The following is a 15306-nucleotide window of genomic DNA, read 5'->3' on the forward strand; positions in this document are numbered from 1 at the left end:
TCACTGTCCCACCTTCACATTCGCGTTCGGCGACTCGCCAAACATTTCCGGCGAATACATCGCTTCGATGCGCGTGGCGGGCAGGCTGAAATCCCCGGCATTGTTCAGGCGCACCGTGTATTCCACGCTCCAGTTACCCTTCGGCACGAAGGCGTAATAGGCGCGGAAGGCGTCGAAGGCCCGCTCCTCGAACGTGGGCCAGACCCAGCCCGTGGATTTTTCGCCGGCCGTCAGCAGCTGCGAATCGCGGCCCAGGCCATTGCCCAGCACCGTGGCGCTGGCGGGGATCGGGTCGTCGACCACCACCCAGCTCATGTCCGCCTGCGCGGACAGATCCAGGCGCACGCGGTAGACATCGCCGCGCGACCAGGCGCCCGCTGTCTTCTGTTCCACTGGCGTAATGGTTTTCTTGATCGTGTAGCCGCTGGACACGGGCGCCTTGAGCGGGATGGCGGCCAGGCTTTGCACGGTGGCCCACGGCTTGCCCGTGCCGCTGTGCGCCAGGCCCAGGGTGTCCGTACCCTTCGGCCACGCTTGCAGCACGGGGCCCACTTTCGCCGCGCCATTCCACACGAGCGCTTGCGTATCGCCGCCCAGCTTGACGGCGCTGGCGCCCGTCACGGGGGTGGATTCGAATTTGGCCGAGAACTTGGCAATCGCCAGGGTGCCCCAGGCGTTGGCCACCGTCGTATCCCAGCGACCCTTCTTCTGGCGTCCCATGCTGCCGCGCACGAGGCGGCCGATGTCGTCTTTCCACGCGGGATTGTCCAGCACGGCCAGCAGCAGGCGGTTGGCATTGACGTCGCCGGACACCATCAGCCACCACCAGTTATCCTTGCGCTCGGTGGAAAAGCCCATGGTCGTGCCCTGGAAGTTCAGGCGCGAACGCAGGATCTGCTGCGCCTCGGCCAGCAATGCATCGCGGCGCGCCAGGCTTGGCGTGCGTTGCAGCAACAAGCTCCAGTCGATGACGGCGGACGTCGGCCACAGGTTCGGGTTGATGCTGATGCTCTCCAGGGCGTCGGGCGGCACCTTGTTGGAACGCGACAGCGCTTCCAGCGCGGCCAGCTTGCGCACGGCCAGGTCGGTCGTGTCCAGCGCGGAACGGCGCACGATGCGGCCCTGCACGAAGGCCGTCAAGGCTTCTTCCATGCGGTTCTTCGTCTGTTCGGGAATCGCATAGCCCGCCTCCCTCGTTGCCGACAGTACATACGCCGTCAAGCTGTCGCTGCCCTGCTCCATGATGGGGAAATATTTCAGCATGCCATCACTGTCCAGGTAGGCAGGCAGGCTGGCGGCCAGCTTGTTCCACGCCTCCTGGTCTTGCAGGGCGATGGCTTTCGACGTGTTTTGCTCGAAGCAGGTGTACGGATACGCTGCCATGTACTCGCGCACGCCGGGCAGCTCGCCGCCCAGTTTGGCGACAAAGCTCGTCTGGATGCCGCCCCGGCCCGGCAAGGCGCCGGCCGGCATTTGCACGGACATATTGACGGGCTTGTCGATCTGCTGCAAGGTGGCTTGATAGGTGCGCACGGGCGTGGCCTGGCCCACTTTTTGCGTGATTTTCAGTTTATCCGTATGGCTACCCGCCTTCGCGCCGATCTCCCACACGACCGTTTGCGCACCGAGCGGCACCTGATAATCCCAGCCCACTTCGCGCGCCTCGCCCGCCGCCAGGGTCACACTCTGGCGCGGCAAGGCCTTGCCGGCCGCCGTGGCGTTGAGGTCCACGCTCAAGGATGCGGCCGAAGTGTTGCGCACCGTAAAGCCGGCGCGCAACTGGTCGCCTTCGCGCACGAGGGTCGGCAAGCCCGACAGCAGGATCAAGTCTTGCGAGCTGCGGATGTCCGTGCTGCCCGTGCCAAACAATTCCTTGCCGGCACTGGCGATGGCGACGATGCGGAAGCCCGTCAGCGAATCGTTGAGCGGCACTTGTACCGTCGCTTCGCCCTTGGCGTCGAGCTTGACGGTGCCCTTCCAGAACAGCAGGGTGTCGAACAATTCGCGGCTGGCGCCCTTGCCGCCACCACCGCCGGCCGGGAAGGCCTTGCGGCCGAAGTGGCGCTTGCCAATCACCTGCATCTGCGCCGTCGCCGTTTCCACCTGCAAGCTGCGCTGCGCCATCATGGTATCGAGCAACTTCCAGCTATCGTTGGGCATCAATTCCAGCAGCCCCGTGTCGACGGCCGCCAGCGCCACTTCCGCGCCGGCCGGCAAGGCTTTACCGTCGGCGCGGCGCACGCGCACGGACACCTCCGCCTTGTCGCGCGTCTTGTACACCTCCTTGTCGGACACCACCATCACGTTCAGTTCATGCGCCTGCCACCCCACGTTCAGCGGTGCGATGCCCATCTTGTAAGCCGGCTTGCCCAGGTCGACCAGGGCCGTCGGCTGCACGCCGTCGACCCTGCCCCGCACGACAAACACGGATACATACACATTCGGCGCGTAGTTCGGTTTGACCGGGATAGCCACCACCGGTTCCCGGCCATTGAGCTGGCGCACATAGGTGTCGAGGATACCTTCGCGCTCGACCGTGATCAGGGCCGTGCCCGAGCGGAAGGGCATGCGTACCTGCAAGCTCGCTTCCTGGCCCGGCTCATAGCGTTTCTTTTCAGGCAACACATCGATGCGGTCATTGTCGCTGGCGTTGAACCACCAGTCGCCGCTGCCGGCCACCCAGGTTTCGCGGTTGGCGACGGCCGCATTGCCGGCACTGTCCTGCGTGCGGGCGCGCAGTATCAGATTGCCGCTGGCGGGTGCCTTCACGTCACAGATCAGCAAACCTTTGCTGTCCGTCTTGCCCGAGCACGCGGGGCCCAGCTTGACCACTTCGCTGCTGTTTTCATACGCGTAGAAGCCGCCGATCAGGCGCCGGCGGTGCGAATAGCTGTTGCGCTGGAAGAAGTCCACGGCGACCGGGGCGTTCGCCACGGGCTTGCCATTGGTGCCCAGCACGGCCACCGTGAACTTGAACGCATCCTTGCTCAGGGCCCAGGCGTCGGGCTTGATACCGATCACATAGTTGGACGGCCACAGCGGCACCCGCGCAGCCACCGAGGCCGTCTCGCCATTCGCATCCTGGAAGGCCATTTCCGCCACCAGGTCGCGCGGCGTGGACAGCTGCGGCAGCTGGTCGATGACGATGCGCGCGCCGCCCGCCTTGTCCAGGGTCAAGCTTTGCGTGCGCGCGGCCGCCGCGCCGGCGCCGGCTGCGCCATGGCCTTCGTCCTGCCATTCGCCCTCATCGTCGTCGTAGCCCGTGCCCTGTTTCACCAGGCCTTCCTTCACGTCGCCATTGCTGAAGCTGTAATCGGGATAGTCGGCAAACGTCACGCTCTTGTCTTGCAGCACCGTGCGCAGCTTGACGGGCGCATTCGTGGCGGCGCCGCCGGCCAGATACGTGATTTGCGCATCCAGGGCCAGCTGCTTCGCCTGCACGGCGGGGGCTTTCGGTCCCTGCAGCACGGCTTTCATGGTCGGCACGCGGAACGCTTCTACGCGGAAACTGCCGGAAGGACGGCCCGCCATCGTCACGCTGTACTCGCCCTGCTTGGCGTCGGCGGGAATGAGCCAGTCGCTTTCCGCCGTGCCGCCGGCAGACCAGCGCAGGGGCAACTGGTAGTTCTGGTCGCTGCCCTGGTGCGTGATGACGATGGACGTCGCGCTGCCGGGGCCATTGTTCTTGTCGACCAGGCTCATGCCTTCGCCCGTGTGCTTGCGGATGAAATGCTTCATGTGCACGGTTTCGCCGGCGCGCAGCAAGGTGCGGTCGAATACCGTGGCCAGCAGGGTGTTGTCGGCGCGCGTGTCGTCCGTGGGCAAATTGAAGCGCCAGGCTTCGATGCCGCCCACCCAGTCCGACAGGGTGAACGTCATGTCGCCGCCGCTGCGCGCACTGATAAAGTAGCGGCCATTGTTCTTGCAGCTGGAATTGGCCAGCTCGCCGGGGATGTGCGCCACGCCGTCCGCACCCGTGGCGCCTTGCCACAGCAGCTTGCCGGCGCAGTCGCGCACGGCCACTTGCGCTTTAGCAACAGGCGCGCCCTTGTCCAGCGACGTCACCCACACGAGCGACGATTGCGCGCCATGCTTGAAGTGGGCCGCCAGGTTGGTCACCAGCGCGGCCGTGCGGATGTAGGCCGTCGTCGGTTTGCCCAGCAGCACTTTGCCCAGGATGGGGCTGGCCAGCTCCACCACGTAAAAGCCCGGCTTCTGCAACGGGATGCCGATCACTTCAAAGGTTTTCTTGCCATCGGGGCGCGGCAGGCTGATGGGGCGCGTACCGGCCGCGTCCGCCAACACGGATTTGCTCATGTTGCCCGCATATTGGGCGTACGGCTGCCAGTATTCGCCCCCGTCGCCATTGCCGGCTAGGCGCTGCATCCACTCGATGATGAACTTGTCGTCATTGTCGGGCACGCGCAAGGTGGCGCCCGTGGCGGCGGCTGGCTGGGCGATTTCCTTGCCAGACAGCACGGGCTCGATATTGCGCACCGTCACGGGCAGCAAGCCGTCGCCCTTCGCTTCGATGATGCCGAACGGGGCCGGGAATTTGAGCAGCGGCGGCTGTTCGCCCGTGCGCACCGTCATGGGGAAGCGCGCGCGGTTGAGCAAGGCGCGGCCCGCGTCATCCGTCAATTTCGGCGGCAAATTCAGCACGAAGCTGGCTTGCACGGGAAACGGACCGTTGAAGGTGGCGCCGTACAGGAATTCCGCCTTTTCCTCGTCTTTTGAAATCGTCGGCGCATACGTCTTGCCGCCGCCCTTCAGGGTCATGGCGCGCACCTGCGCCGCGCTCACGGGCGCGGAAAACTGCACGCGCATGGGCAGGAAGGGAATGCACTGCTCCTTCGGATTGCTGCGCTCGCAGCTGAACTTGGCCGTGAAGTCGGGCCGCGTCTTGAACTGCAGGGTTTGCGCCTTGTCCGTGGCGATGCCGCTGGCGCTGGCAATGCCCTCGCCCCACACGAGCGACACCTTGGTGTTGGCGGGGAAGCTGCGCTTGCATTGCAGCACGGTGACGGGCAGCGGCGGCGCGCCCTTGCTGGCGACGGGCATGCCCACCTTCCACAGCGTGCCCCGCTTCTTGAAGTACACGGTCAGGTAACGGTCGAGAAAACTCTTGCGCAGGGTCAATACCTGCTCCAGTTCCTTGCCTTTGAGCAAGCGCACGGGAATCTTTTCATTGATGCCATCGGCGCGGCAATACGCGTTGGCGGCCACGCTGGCCTCGTTCGGCGCGGCGTCCAGGCCCAGCACGAAGACCTGGTTTTCATCGATATACGGCTGGCCGTCATATGGTACGGCCTCGACGATGGCCGGCCCGCCCGTGGAAAAGCGGTAAGCGCCAGTGCCCTGCAAGGCCTGGCCCGCCACGTCCTTCAACCCCGCTTTCAAGGTGAAGCTGCACGCCACGCCGGCCGGCAAGTCGCGCTCGAAATCGTAGTTCCAGTTGCGCTCGTCGGCCCAGCGTCCCGCGCCCGCCACGACGGCAGGCTCGGCCTTGCCGCAATCGATGGCGAACGGCGCGGGCAAGCCCATGTCGCCGAACGGCACCATCGGCGTGGCGAACTGGGCCCGCACCTGGCGCACGGCCTTGACCGTGCCGCTGGGCGAAAACAGGGACACGCCGCTATCGGCCCAGGCCGGCATGGCCAGACCCGGCGACAGCAGCAGACCCAGCAGACATAGCGGACCCAGTTTGCCAGACAGCGGGGAAGAAACAACACGGGGGTGATCAGGCACGGGTGACTCCTTGATGAAAAGTGGCGGAGCTGGCTGCGGCGCGTAAAAGTTGCCTGAAAGAAGCCCGGCAAGGCAACAGAACGCGGCAGGAATACAACATCAATGTAATATTAGTTATCAAGCTCATCATTGTTGCTAATATACAGTGGCACGCTGGTAACAAGTCGTACGATTGCCTCTGGTCGCGGCGCCAGGAAGTGGCCGTGATTGCAAAAGTTTCCCGAGGCGAATTAGTTTTTTTCAACACCGAAGTCTTTGTCGTGAATCTGCAACACCATTGATATACAACAATGCTTTGTGCGCCAACGCACCGACCACTTGAACCTGCAACCGTATTCTCTAGTCCAACAGCAGTGCATTTATCGCAAGAAAGCGCACCTGGAATTGTTGTCTACCTCTAGCAATAGCATGTCTGGCAGTTGTCGCATTGATGCAGTAGAGAAAATCTCTTATCAACGTTGGGAGTTACTTGTGAATAATCTAAAAAAAATCGCCGTCGCCGCCGCAGTACTGTGCTCCGCCCTCGGCGCACAGGCCCAGGAAATCAATCCCTCCTGGTACATTCAACCTAGCATCAACGCACTCAAACCAGATTCCGACTTCGCCACGGATAAAACCGGCTATGGCGCGGGCTTGCGTTTCGGTAAACCCGTTTCGCCGGACTGGGATATCCAGCTGGGCACCACGTATGCCCGCTCCAAGGATGGCGGTCAGCGCTACCAGCAAAATACGCTGGGCGTAGACGGCCTGTACATGTTCTCGCGCAAAGCCTTCCGTCCCTTCCTGCTGGTCGGTGCCGGCATGCAGCGCGACAAGGACACCAGCTCCGCCTTCGGTGAACGCAGCAAGAGCTCGCCATACGCCAGCGTGGGTCTGGGTTTCCAGTCCAGCATCACGGATCAGTTGTCCGTCCAGGCTGACGTGCGCAATGTGCACGGCTTCCTGCGCGGCAACACCTTCGACCCGAGCAGCAAGTCCAACAATTACTATGTCACCGTGGGCCTGAACTACGCGTTCGACAAACCGCCTGCACCGCCGCCACCACCGCCACCGCCGCCAGTGCGTGAAGAAGTCGTCGTGGTCGTGCCGCCACCGCCGCCACCACCGCCGCCACGCTTTGAAAAAGTGACGATGGCGGCAACGGAACTGTTCGCGTTCGACAGCGCCAAGCTGGGTCCGACACAGACCAAGCTCGACGAAATCGCCCGCGTGCTGAACGCAGCGCCGGACGTCAACAACGTCGTCATCAGCGGTTATGCCGACCGCATCGGTTCGCCCAAGTACAACCTGAAACTGTCGCAGCAGCGCGCTGATGCAGTCAAGGAATACCTGGTCGCTCACGGTGTCGCCGCCAACCGCCTGACGGCCGAAGGCAAGGGCTCCACCAATCCTGTCGTCACCTGCGATAACAAGAAACGTGCCGACCTGATCAAGTGCCTGGAACCAAACCGCCGCGTTGAAGTGGAACAGATCACCATCGAACGCCGCGTGCAGTAAGCTCAACAGTGGTACGCCACTCGTGAATAGAAAAAGGGGCTCGCGCCCCTTTTTTGCATTGAAAGCCATCATGAATATTTCCCCCCGCTATCCCAGACTGGCCGGCCTGGCGCCGCTCAGCAAGCAGATGCGCAGCGTCATCGTCTGTTCCGTCACCGAATGGCTGGAACACCGCGCCTCGAGCAAGGGCGCCGCCCTCGCCTATTACACCCTGTTTTCCATCGCCCCCATCCTCGTGCTGGTGATCGCCATCGCCGGCTTTTTCTATGGTCCGGCCGCCGCGCGCGGCGAGCTGATGGGGCAATTGCAGGGCTTACTGGGCACGCAGGGCGCCGAAGCCATCCAGCTGGTGCTGGCCGGCGCGAAGAATCATGAGCAGGGCCGCATCGCCACCCTCATCGCCAGCGCCCTGCTGCTGTTTGGCGCCACCAGCGTGTTTGCCGAACTGAAAGCCAGCCTGGATGAAATCTGGCAAGTGCCGCCGCTGAAGGAAGCGGGCGCCTGGGACATGCTGCGCACGCGCCTGCTGTCCTTCGGCCTGGTGCTGGTGCTGGCCTTCCTGCTGATGGTGTCGCTGGTGGTCAATGCAGCCATGGCCATCCTCGCCAATTTCTGGGAAGGCGTGTGGAAAGACACGGCCGTGCTGTTTACCATCCTGTCGAACCTGATCGGCTTTGCCGTCATCGCCAGCCTGTTTGCCGTCATCTATAAAATGCTGCCGCGCGTGCGCCTGTCCTGGCGCGACGTGGTGATCGGCGCCGTGGGCACGGCTTTCATGTTTTCCTTGGGGAAATATGCAATTGGCGTGTATATCGGCAATAGCGGCGTGGCCAGCAGCTATGGCGCGGCCGGTTCGCTCGTGGCCCTGCTGTTGTGGGTGTATTACTCGGCGCAAATCTTCTTCCTGGGTGCCGAATTCACGCGCCAGTTCGCCCTGCAGCTGGGCAGCATGAAGGATATGCCGAAGACGGACGATGGCGACGTGCAAGTCAAGATATTGAAACGCCACCAATCCTGAGCCGGCTGCGGCAAGTCAAAACGGCGCCCGCGGGCGCCGTTTTTCTTGAGTTACCGCAAGCTATTCGCCCAGCAGCTCGGCCACCACTTCCATGCCCTGCACGCGCTCGGCCACGACCTTCACGATGACGATGATGGGCACGCCCAGCAGCAGGCCCCAGACGCCCCACAGCCAGCCCCAGAACAGCAGGCTGATGAACACAGCCGTGGGATTCATGCGGGCGATGCGCCCCGTCATCCAGGTAGTGACAAAGGTGCCCACCAGGGTGGCAATCGCCATCGACGTGCCCGTTACCAGCAAGACCATTTCCAGCGATTCGAACTGCAAAAAGGCCACCAGGCCCGTGGCGATGGTGATGAGCAAGGGGCCGAAATACGGCATGATGTGCAGCAAGCCGGCCACGATGGCCCAGGCGCCCGCGTTTTCCAGGCCGATCACGCGCAGGGCGATCCACATCAGGACGGCCAGCAAGCCATTCGTGACGAGCAGCATGAACATATAGTTCTGGATCGAGGTATTGATGTCTTCCAGGATGTGCACGGTGACTTTCTTGCGGCTCAGCGACGGCCCCGTCAGCTTGACGAGCTTGCGCTTGAAGGTATCGCCCGACAGCAGCAGGAAAAACACGAGGAAGATGACCATGGTGGCCTGGCTGAGGAAGCCCACCAGGCCCAGCGAGCCGGCCCAGACCCAGTCCATGATCTTGAAGTTGGGCGCCTCGGCCGCGGCGGCGCGGCGGTTGTTGCGGCGCGCCTCGGCGCCGGCGGCCACTTGCTCGATTTCATTGGCCACGGCCTGCATCTTCTGGAAGGTGCTGTTCTTGCCGCCCGTATTGGCGGCGATCAGACGCGACAGTTTATGCGTGGCGGCCGGCAACTCTTCCACGATGGATTCGAATTCGCCCTGCACGCGCTCGACGACGACGATGGAGCCGAACAGGATCAGGGCCGTCACGGCGGTGGCGGCGATGGCGCGCGGCAGGCGCAGCTTTTCCAGCCAGGCGACGACGGGATTGAGGGTATAGGCAATGAAAATGCCGAAAATGACGGGAATGAGGAATTTCTGTGCCCACTGCAGCGCATAAATGAAGCTGACGGTGGCGATGATGCCCAGCGCCATGCCGCGCGCATTGACATGCAGCGGCAAACGCAGGGATGCGTCCGGATTCTCCACGGGCGCGCCGGGAGGTGGCCCGGCAGGCTCGGTGGAGGCGGCCGCCACCGGCTCGGGCGGGGTATCTGTAGGCTGGATATGCATGCGATTCCCACGACGGTCGGTGGTGGGCCGCAGGGCCAGCCGTGGGGCGGGCCGCTGCGGCAGGTCAGGCCATTACTTGACGCGGATGTCGTTTTTCACCGACTTCACGCCCTTGACGCCGCGGGCGACTTCGCCTGCTTTGGCGGCATCCGACGGCTGGGCCACGAAGCCGCTCAGCTGAACCACGCCCTTGAAGGTTTCAACGTTGATTTCCGTCGATTTCAGGGTAGGCTCGTTGAAGATGCTGGCTTTCACCTTGGTGGTGATGGCCGCGTCGTCGATGTACTCGCCCGTGCCTTCCTTGGTCGGGGTCGAAGCGCAGCCTGCAACGGCGAACAGGGAAGCGACGAAAAGGCCAGTAGCGATAGATTTAGTGAATTTCATGGTGGTTTCCTTAGGAGTGGTCAATCAATGTGCTCACAATGAGCTTCTTATACCAGTCTGGTGACTGCGCGCCGGAGGGAGCTCAGTAGCCGAACTGGGTTTTTGCAGCCTTGATACAGTCATCCTTGGCTGCGCCGGCTAATGCATCGCATTTTTCTGTCGCGACCTTGTACTCGGCTTTTCTTTTTGCTTCGCGCGCATCGCTGCGCGCTTCGATCACTTTCTTGTCCGCCTTGGCGTCGGCCAGGGCCGCCACCTTGGTGGACTTGGCCAGCTTGACGCAGACATCCTTGTCGTTGCCCGTCAGCGCATTGCAGCGCGCCAGGTCGACGTCGTAGTTGGCATCGGCAATCTTGATGCGCGCCTTGGTGTAGGCACGCAGGGTATTCGTGTATTGCGCCTGGGCCACGGCTTCATCGTAGGCGCGCACGGCCTTCGCTTCGGCGATGCAGACATCCTTCGGGTTGCCCGTGATTTTTTCGCATTCCGCATGCGCCAGCTTGTAATTGAGGCCCGCCTGCTCGTTGGCCGCCTTGTACGCTGCTTTCGCTTCCGGCGTGGCAGCCACTGCCTGGCCGCCCCAGGCGGCGCACGCCAGGCTGACGACGATGGCGGTGAAAAGCTTATTCTTGTTCATCTATTTCTCCCTGGTGGTAGCAAGCATGTCTGCCTGGCATGACTACCGTTTTACGTGGATCGCCGCCTCTCTTCTGTACGCTGCCGTACACAAGTAATTTATTTTGAAAGCGGGAGGCAGACAGGGAGAAATAACAACGTTTTGCGGGATCGCCGTGGTAAAAAATACCATTTCGACACGAAATAAGTACGTGCGGCAGCGTACAGACCGGGGACGGGGGCATGACTAAGATGGCACTACACCCTCACCTCGTCAGGAGAATAAAATGAAAACCAACGCCACCATGGCTGCACTGATGCTCGCCGCCACCGCCGTACTGAGCGGTTGCGCCACCGGCCCGTCTTACCAGTCACAACAACCATACTATCCAGCCAACCAGCCTGAGTCCGCCATGTACGGCACCGTCGATTCCATCCAGCTCGTGCAGGGCGGCGGACAGACCAGCGGCGCCGGCGCCGTCGTGGGCGGCATCGCGGGCGCCCTGCTGGGCAACACCATCGGCTCGGGCGGCGGACGCACGGCCGCCACCGTGGCGGGCGCCGTCGCCGGCGGCGTCGTGGGCAACCAGGTGGAAGGCCGCAGGCAGCAAGCGCAGGGCTACCAGATCAGCGTGCGCCTCGATAACGGCGAATACCGCACCGTGGTGCAGGACAACGCGAATGACTTGCGCCCAGGCAATCGCGTGCGCATCGTTGACGGCCGCGTCTACCGCTATTAATCCGCTGGCCAGGCTTGCCCGCAAGCCTGCGCCGGACCATGCACCAACTAGGAGATACCATGGGCACCATCATTCTGATCATCTTGATCCTGGCCCTGGTCGGCGTCCTGCCTACCTGGCCGCATAGCCGCAACTGGGGTTACGGCCCCAGCGGCATCGCCGGCCTCGTCGTAGTGATACTGATCCTGCTATTACTGACGGGCAGGTTGTAAAAAAAGGCGCTACGGCGCCTTTTTTATTTCAAGGAGGAAATATCATGACTATCCACAACACACTGTTGGCTACCCTGTTCGCCTGCAGCCTGACACCGCTGGCACTGGCCCAGACAGCCGCGCCGCAGCCGGGCGACCCGCAACGCTGGTACCAGGAAGACAGCACGGCGCAAGCCCAGCTGCGCACCCTGCGCAAGGAAATCGCCGCCGCCCTGGCCGAAGCCAAGAAAGCCTGCCGCTCGGAACCGTCCGCCGCGCGCGCCACCTGCCTGAAGGAGGCGCAAGACACTTACCGGCAAGACATGGCGAACGCGGAAAAACTGCGCGAAGCGGCCCATCCGCAGTAGTGAAGCGTACTCTTGCGACTCGGCCTGATCAGGCGGCGTCGCGCTCGTAGGGCGGCAGTTCGTGCACCACGAGCGGCGTATCTTCCGTGACAAAGGCGAGCCAGCCGGCCGCCTTGATCGCGCGCAAGCCATCCTGGTAGCCCTGCTCCCAGCGCCACTCGATGGAGCCCTTGGAAAAATTGATGTCCTTGGCCGCCATGTGCCAGTCGCGCCCCGCGTACGGCAGGCGCACGATGTGCATGGTGCTGTCGCAGCCCAGCGCGACCAGCTCTTCCGTCTGCTGGCGGTTGTGCTTGGTGTCGGGCAACCCGGCGTACAGTTCGCGCAATTTGCGCTGCAAGGTATGCGTATTGACATAATCGGCGATATGCCGCTTCGAGCGCGACGCGAAGGTGACATCCTTTTGCCGCGTCTGCACTTCGTCGAGGGTGGTCGGTTCCGGTCCTTCCGAGCTCCACAGGTCGACCATGAAGACGAGGGTGTCCACGTGGGGCGTGTCGTCGAGCACGGTTTCCAGCGGCGTGTTCGAGTACAGGCCGCCATCCCAATATAAGTCGCCATCGACGCGCACGCCGGCAAAGCCGGGCGGCAAGGCGCCGCTGGCGCGGATATGGTCCGCCGTCAGGGGCTGCTGCTGGCTGTCGAAACTGGTGAGGCTGCCGCATTTGACCCGCAGGGCGTTGACCGTCAGGCGCATGCCGCCGGGCTGGTTCAGGTAATCGAAATCGACCAGATCCTCGAGGGTGCTGGCCAGTTCGCTGGTGTCATAGAAGCTGGCCTCTTCCGGCTTGACGGCGATTCCTGCCGGAAACATGCTGAACGAACGCGGCTTGAAGAAGCCGGGCACGCCCCGCAGCACCGTATCGAGCGTGGCCAGCCAGATGTTCGAGCGGCGCTGCTGGTCCGATACCAGGTTCATGTCGATGCTGTCGCGGTGCGCCACGCGCTGCCAGAACTGTTTCAAGCGCACGAGCCGGTCTTCGTGCTTGTTGCCGGCAAGAATGGCGGCATTGATGGCGCCGATCGAGGTGCCCACCACCCAGTCGGGCGCCAGGCCATGTTCGTGCAGCGCGTGGTAGACGCCAGCCTGGTAGGCGCCCAGTGCGCCGCCGCCTTGCAGCACCAGCACGATGCGCAGGCGCGAGGGATTTAACTGATTGATCGGTGTCTTTGAATTCGTCATCGAGATGGCCCTCTGTCCGCCGCGCGGGTGCGGCGTGAATCATTGTAAGGGATTGCGCCGGCACGTGCCGGACGTTGGGTACGGGCAAAAAAAAGGCTATGTCACCGTCAAATGTGGGAATGCTCCCAGCGTTGCTTTCAATAACGTTTCTGGTGAGCGGATGCGCCTGGCGTCGAGTATCCAGCGCCAGCCCAGGTAATTCGGCAGGTAGCGCGTCGCCACGCCGCGAAAGGGCCGCAGCCAGTCCCGCAGACGGCTGTGATACGCATTGACGTTCTGCACATGCGCGGCGCCCTGCACACGGATGCCGGCGCGCAAGTTGACGGCCTGGTGGCTGATGCCCGCTTCCCTGGCAAACGCCCGGTAGGCGGCATGGCCATCCGTTACCAGCAGGACATCCTTATCGATGACGGGCAACAAACAGCGGTGCAGCTGTGCCTTCGTCAACGCCCCTTTGCCTGTGACGAAATCGAGGGTCTGGCCTGTACGGTCGCGCGCCACCAGGATACAGACCTGCTCACCGGAAATACCGCGCTGGCGGGCATGGCCGCCCCGGCGGCGGGCCGGACGCGTCATCTGCCTGGATCCTTTTTCCGATTCCAGCACATATAACTCGTCTGCCTCGGCAATGCCATGCAGGCCATGCGGCCGATCCGTCCTGGCGACGCGGAGAAAACGGTGGCGCCAGCGAAACGTGGTGTTGCGGTGCAGTCCCAACTGCTGAGCGGCCTGGCGTACCGACCTGGAATCGAGCAGGCAATCGGCATAGGCGATCCACAACGATTTATGGCGCAAGCGGGACAGCGGCGTGCCCGTCAAGGCATTGAAAGTGCGCCCGCACGGTACACAACGGTAGCGCTGCAAGCCATGCGCATGGCCATGCCGGTGCAGCTGATGCGAGTGGCAGGCGGGACAGGCCAAGCGCGGCTGCGCCACGCTTTCCAGCAGCGCGACGGTCGCGTCATGTGGCGCGTTGCCACGCAGCAAGGTTATGCCTGCCTGCCGCTGGCGCCGGTTCAGGTAAGCAAACTGTGCGATAAAGCTGATCCAGTCGGCTGGCTGCATGATCTGCTCCCTGCGTGGTGAATATGCAGAGTCAGACAGCGCAGCCAACGGAAGATTCCGGCATTTCCCCTACTTGCCGAGGACAGAGCCAAAAAAAACGCCGTCGATGACGGCGTTCCTGTGCAACACGGCTGGCGTTCAGCGCTTGCGGCGCAGCCAGCTGGCGGCAACGGCGGCCACGGCCACGAGGACCAGGGCCGGCTTGACCAGCTTCTTGCGTCCGATAAAGGACAGCGCCGTCAGCACGTAAGGCATGGCGCCTTGCAAACGCATGCCGCCCGGCGCCAGCAGGGACTCGACGCGGTGGCCGGCAAAGCCGACGGCCGTTTCGACCACGCCCTGCAGCATCGATTCGGGACGCAATGCGTAGCCCACGTTGGCGCGCGCATGCACGATGCCCACGCGGTACATTTCACCCTGGGCGATCAGCAGGCGCTTGCGGGCGGCTTGCGCCGCCAGTTTGTCGTTTTCCGACATGAATTCTCCTCGTAAGGCCGCTTACATCAGCATGTCGCGGTCGGCCTTCAATTCCGCCATGGTGGCCGGCATGGACAGCTTTCCTTGACGCAACATGGCGCGCGCATACATGACCAGGGCGATCGCCAGCAGTACGAACACGACCGTCATGATCGCCAGGATCTTCCAGCCCAGGCTATCCCAGGCCAGGAAGACGATCAGCACGCTGCCGTAAGCAATGGCAAACAAGCCCGCCACGGTCGCCAACGCGAAAATGACAATCAGCTGCAGCATGTGATTGCGCACTTCCGACAGTTCGATGGTGGCCAGTTCCAGCCGCGACAACATCAGTCCGACGGCGTTTTTGGCCAGGCCGGCGACCGAGCCGATCAATCCCGGCCCCTGGTGAGACGAAGCAGACTTGTCCATATCGCTCCTGACAGTGGATTACTTGCGGCCCAGGATGAAGCCAACCAGCACGCCGACGCCAGCGGCGACGGCCACGGTACGCCATGGGTTTTCCTTGACATAACCGTCTGCCTGGGCAGCCATCTGCTTGGTGGCAACGATGGCCGATGCTTGCGCTTCATGCGCCTTGGCCAGCGCGGCATCCAGGGTTTTCATGCCCTTGACGCGCACTTCGTCGGCTTTTTCGCCGGTCAGGGCGGCAGCAGCGCTGAACAGGGCCTGGGCATCCTTGACCAGGGTTTTGACATCGTTATTGACGGTGGTGATATTGTTTTCCAACATGGTTTAGCTCCTTAGCTGTGGATGAATGTAGTTA

14 protein-coding genes are annotated in these 15306 nt (G+C 62.9%); 5 read left to right on the plus strand and 9 right to left on the minus strand.

The annotated features are described in order from the left end of the window. Nucleotides 1–5748, minus strand: coding sequence for an alpha-2-macroglobulin (locus O3300_RS15885; protein WP_305053487.1), 5748 nt, complete (start codon nucleotides 5746–5748; stop codon nucleotides 1–3). A 471-nt stretch (nucleotides 5749–6219) separates the two neighbouring features. Here O3300_RS15885 and O3300_RS15890 point away from each other — a divergent pair, with 471 nt between their 5' ends. Together O3300_RS15890 and O3300_RS15895 are read left to right on the plus strand one after the other, a co-directional pair. Next, nucleotides 6220–7245, plus strand: a complete 1026-nt coding sequence (locus O3300_RS15890) for an OmpA family protein (protein ID WP_099664883.1) — start codon at nucleotides 6220–6222, stop codon at nucleotides 7243–7245. A gap of 70 nt (nucleotides 7246–7315) precedes the next feature. Next, nucleotides 7316–8263 (plus strand): YihY/virulence factor BrkB family protein, encoded by a 948-nt coding sequence (locus O3300_RS15895; protein WP_251350776.1) that lies wholly within the window; start codon nucleotides 7316–7318, stop codon nucleotides 8261–8263. 60 nt (nucleotides 8264–8323) lie between these two features. On the opposite strand, the gene O3300_RS15900 is transcribed toward O3300_RS15895, so the two are convergent. From O3300_RS15900 to O3300_RS15910, 3 genes are all read right to left on the minus strand, one after another. Then, nucleotides 8324–9520 (minus strand): AI-2E family transporter, encoded by a 1197-nt coding sequence (locus O3300_RS15900; RefSeq protein WP_369812293.1) that lies wholly within the window; start codon nucleotides 9518–9520, stop codon nucleotides 8324–8326. Nucleotides 9521–9592: 72 nt separating this feature from the next. Further along, entirely contained in the window at nucleotides 9593–9904 is a 312-nt protein-coding gene (locus tag O3300_RS15905) for a BON domain-containing protein (RefSeq protein WP_046682432.1), read from the minus strand. An 82-nt stretch (nucleotides 9905–9986) separates the two neighbouring features. Next, nucleotides 9987–10541 carry a hypothetical protein gene (locus tag O3300_RS15910; protein WP_071078642.1) on the minus strand — a complete coding sequence of 185 codons (555 nt, stop codon included), beginning with the start codon at nucleotides 10539–10541 and terminating at the stop codon, nucleotides 9987–9989. Between the two features lie 265 nt (nucleotides 10542–10806). On the opposite strand from O3300_RS15910, the gene O3300_RS15915 reads away from it, so the two are divergent. From O3300_RS15915 to O3300_RS15925, 3 genes are read left to right on the plus strand one after another with little or no spacing between them, the layout of a single operon-like run. After that, nucleotides 10807–11259 carry a glycine zipper 2TM domain-containing protein gene (locus O3300_RS15915; protein ID WP_077401560.1) on the plus strand — a complete coding sequence of 151 codons (453 nt, stop codon included), beginning with the start codon at nucleotides 10807–10809 and terminating at the stop codon, nucleotides 11257–11259. Nucleotides 11260–11318: 59 nt separating this feature from the next. Next, nucleotides 11319–11471, plus strand: coding sequence for a DUF3309 family protein (locus O3300_RS15920; RefSeq protein WP_010396415.1), 153 nt, complete (start codon nucleotides 11319–11321; stop codon nucleotides 11469–11471). Between the two features lie 44 nt (nucleotides 11472–11515). Further along, nucleotides 11516–11818, plus strand: a complete 303-nt coding sequence (locus tag O3300_RS15925; protein ID WP_305053488.1) for a hypothetical protein — start codon at nucleotides 11516–11518, stop codon at nucleotides 11816–11818. A gap of 28 nt (nucleotides 11819–11846) precedes the next feature. Here the strand turns inward: O3300_RS15925 and O3300_RS15930 are convergent, their stop codons facing one another. The 5 genes from O3300_RS15930 to O3300_RS15950 form a co-directional block, all read right to left on the minus strand. Continuing rightward, complete coding sequence (locus O3300_RS15930) at nucleotides 11847–13001, minus strand: patatin-like phospholipase family protein (protein ID WP_305053489.1); 1155 nt, start codon at nucleotides 12999–13001, stop codon at nucleotides 11847–11849. Between the two features lie 96 nt (nucleotides 13002–13097). Further along, nucleotides 13098–14066 carry an IS1595 family transposase gene (locus O3300_RS15935; protein WP_099664888.1) on the minus strand — a complete coding sequence of 323 codons (969 nt, stop codon included), beginning with the start codon at nucleotides 14064–14066 and terminating at the stop codon, nucleotides 13098–13100. Between the two features lie 138 nt (nucleotides 14067–14204). Further along, entirely contained in the window at nucleotides 14205–14543 is a 339-nt protein-coding gene (locus O3300_RS15940; RefSeq protein ID WP_035826249.1) for a hypothetical protein, read from the minus strand. Between the two features lie 21 nt (nucleotides 14544–14564). Next, nucleotides 14565–14951, minus strand: coding sequence for a phage holin family protein (locus O3300_RS15945; protein ID WP_034758936.1), 387 nt, complete (start codon nucleotides 14949–14951; stop codon nucleotides 14565–14567). 18 nt (nucleotides 14952–14969) lie between these two features. After that, entirely contained in the window at nucleotides 14970–15272 is a 303-nt protein-coding gene (locus O3300_RS15950; RefSeq protein ID WP_035826246.1) for a YqjD family protein, read from the minus strand. Nucleotides 15273–15306 lie beyond the last annotated feature (34 nt).

The sequence above is a fragment of the Janthinobacterium sp. SUN206 genome (assembly GCF_030587305.1).
Lineage (GTDB): Bacteria > Pseudomonadota > Gammaproteobacteria > Burkholderiales > Burkholderiaceae_D > Janthinobacterium > Janthinobacterium kumbetense.

Coding starts and splice junctions, on each gene's coding strand:
- O3300_RS15895 (WP_251350776.1), top strand. CDS start 7,316: ATGAATATTTCCCCCCGCTATCCCAGACTGGCCGGCCTGGCGCCGCTC.
- O3300_RS15900 (WP_369812293.1), bottom strand. CDS start 9,520: ATGCATATCCAGCCTACAGATACCCCGCCCGAGCCGGTGGCGGCCGCC.
- O3300_RS15905 (WP_046682432.1), bottom strand. CDS start 9,904: ATGAAATTCACTAAATCTATCGCTACTGGCCTTTTCGTCGCTTCCCTG.
- O3300_RS15910 (WP_071078642.1), bottom strand. CDS start 10,541: ATGAACAAGAATAAGCTTTTCACCGCCATCGTCGTCAGCCTGGCGTGC.
- O3300_RS15915 (WP_077401560.1), top strand. CDS start 10,807: ATGAAAACCAACGCCACCATGGCTGCACTGATGCTCGCCGCCACCGCC.
- O3300_RS15920 (WP_010396415.1), top strand. CDS start 11,319: ATGGGCACCATCATTCTGATCATCTTGATCCTGGCCCTGGTCGGCGTC.
- O3300_RS15925 (WP_305053488.1), top strand. CDS start 11,516: ATGACTATCCACAACACACTGTTGGCTACCCTGTTCGCCTGCAGCCTG.
- O3300_RS15930 (WP_305053489.1), bottom strand. CDS start 13,001: ATGACGAATTCAAAGACACCGATCAATCAGTTAAATCCCTCGCGCCTG.
- O3300_RS15935 (WP_099664888.1), bottom strand. CDS start 14,066: ATGCAGCCAGCCGACTGGATCAGCTTTATCGCACAGTTTGCTTACCTG.
- O3300_RS15940 (WP_035826249.1), bottom strand. CDS start 14,543: ATGTCGGAAAACGACAAACTGGCGGCGCAAGCCGCCCGCAAGCGCCTG.
- O3300_RS15945 (WP_034758936.1), bottom strand. CDS start 14,951: ATGGACAAGTCTGCTTCGTCTCACCAGGGGCCGGGATTGATCGGCTCG.
- O3300_RS15950 (WP_035826246.1), bottom strand. CDS start 15,272: ATGTTGGAAAACAATATCACCACCGTCAATAACGATGTCAAAACCCTG.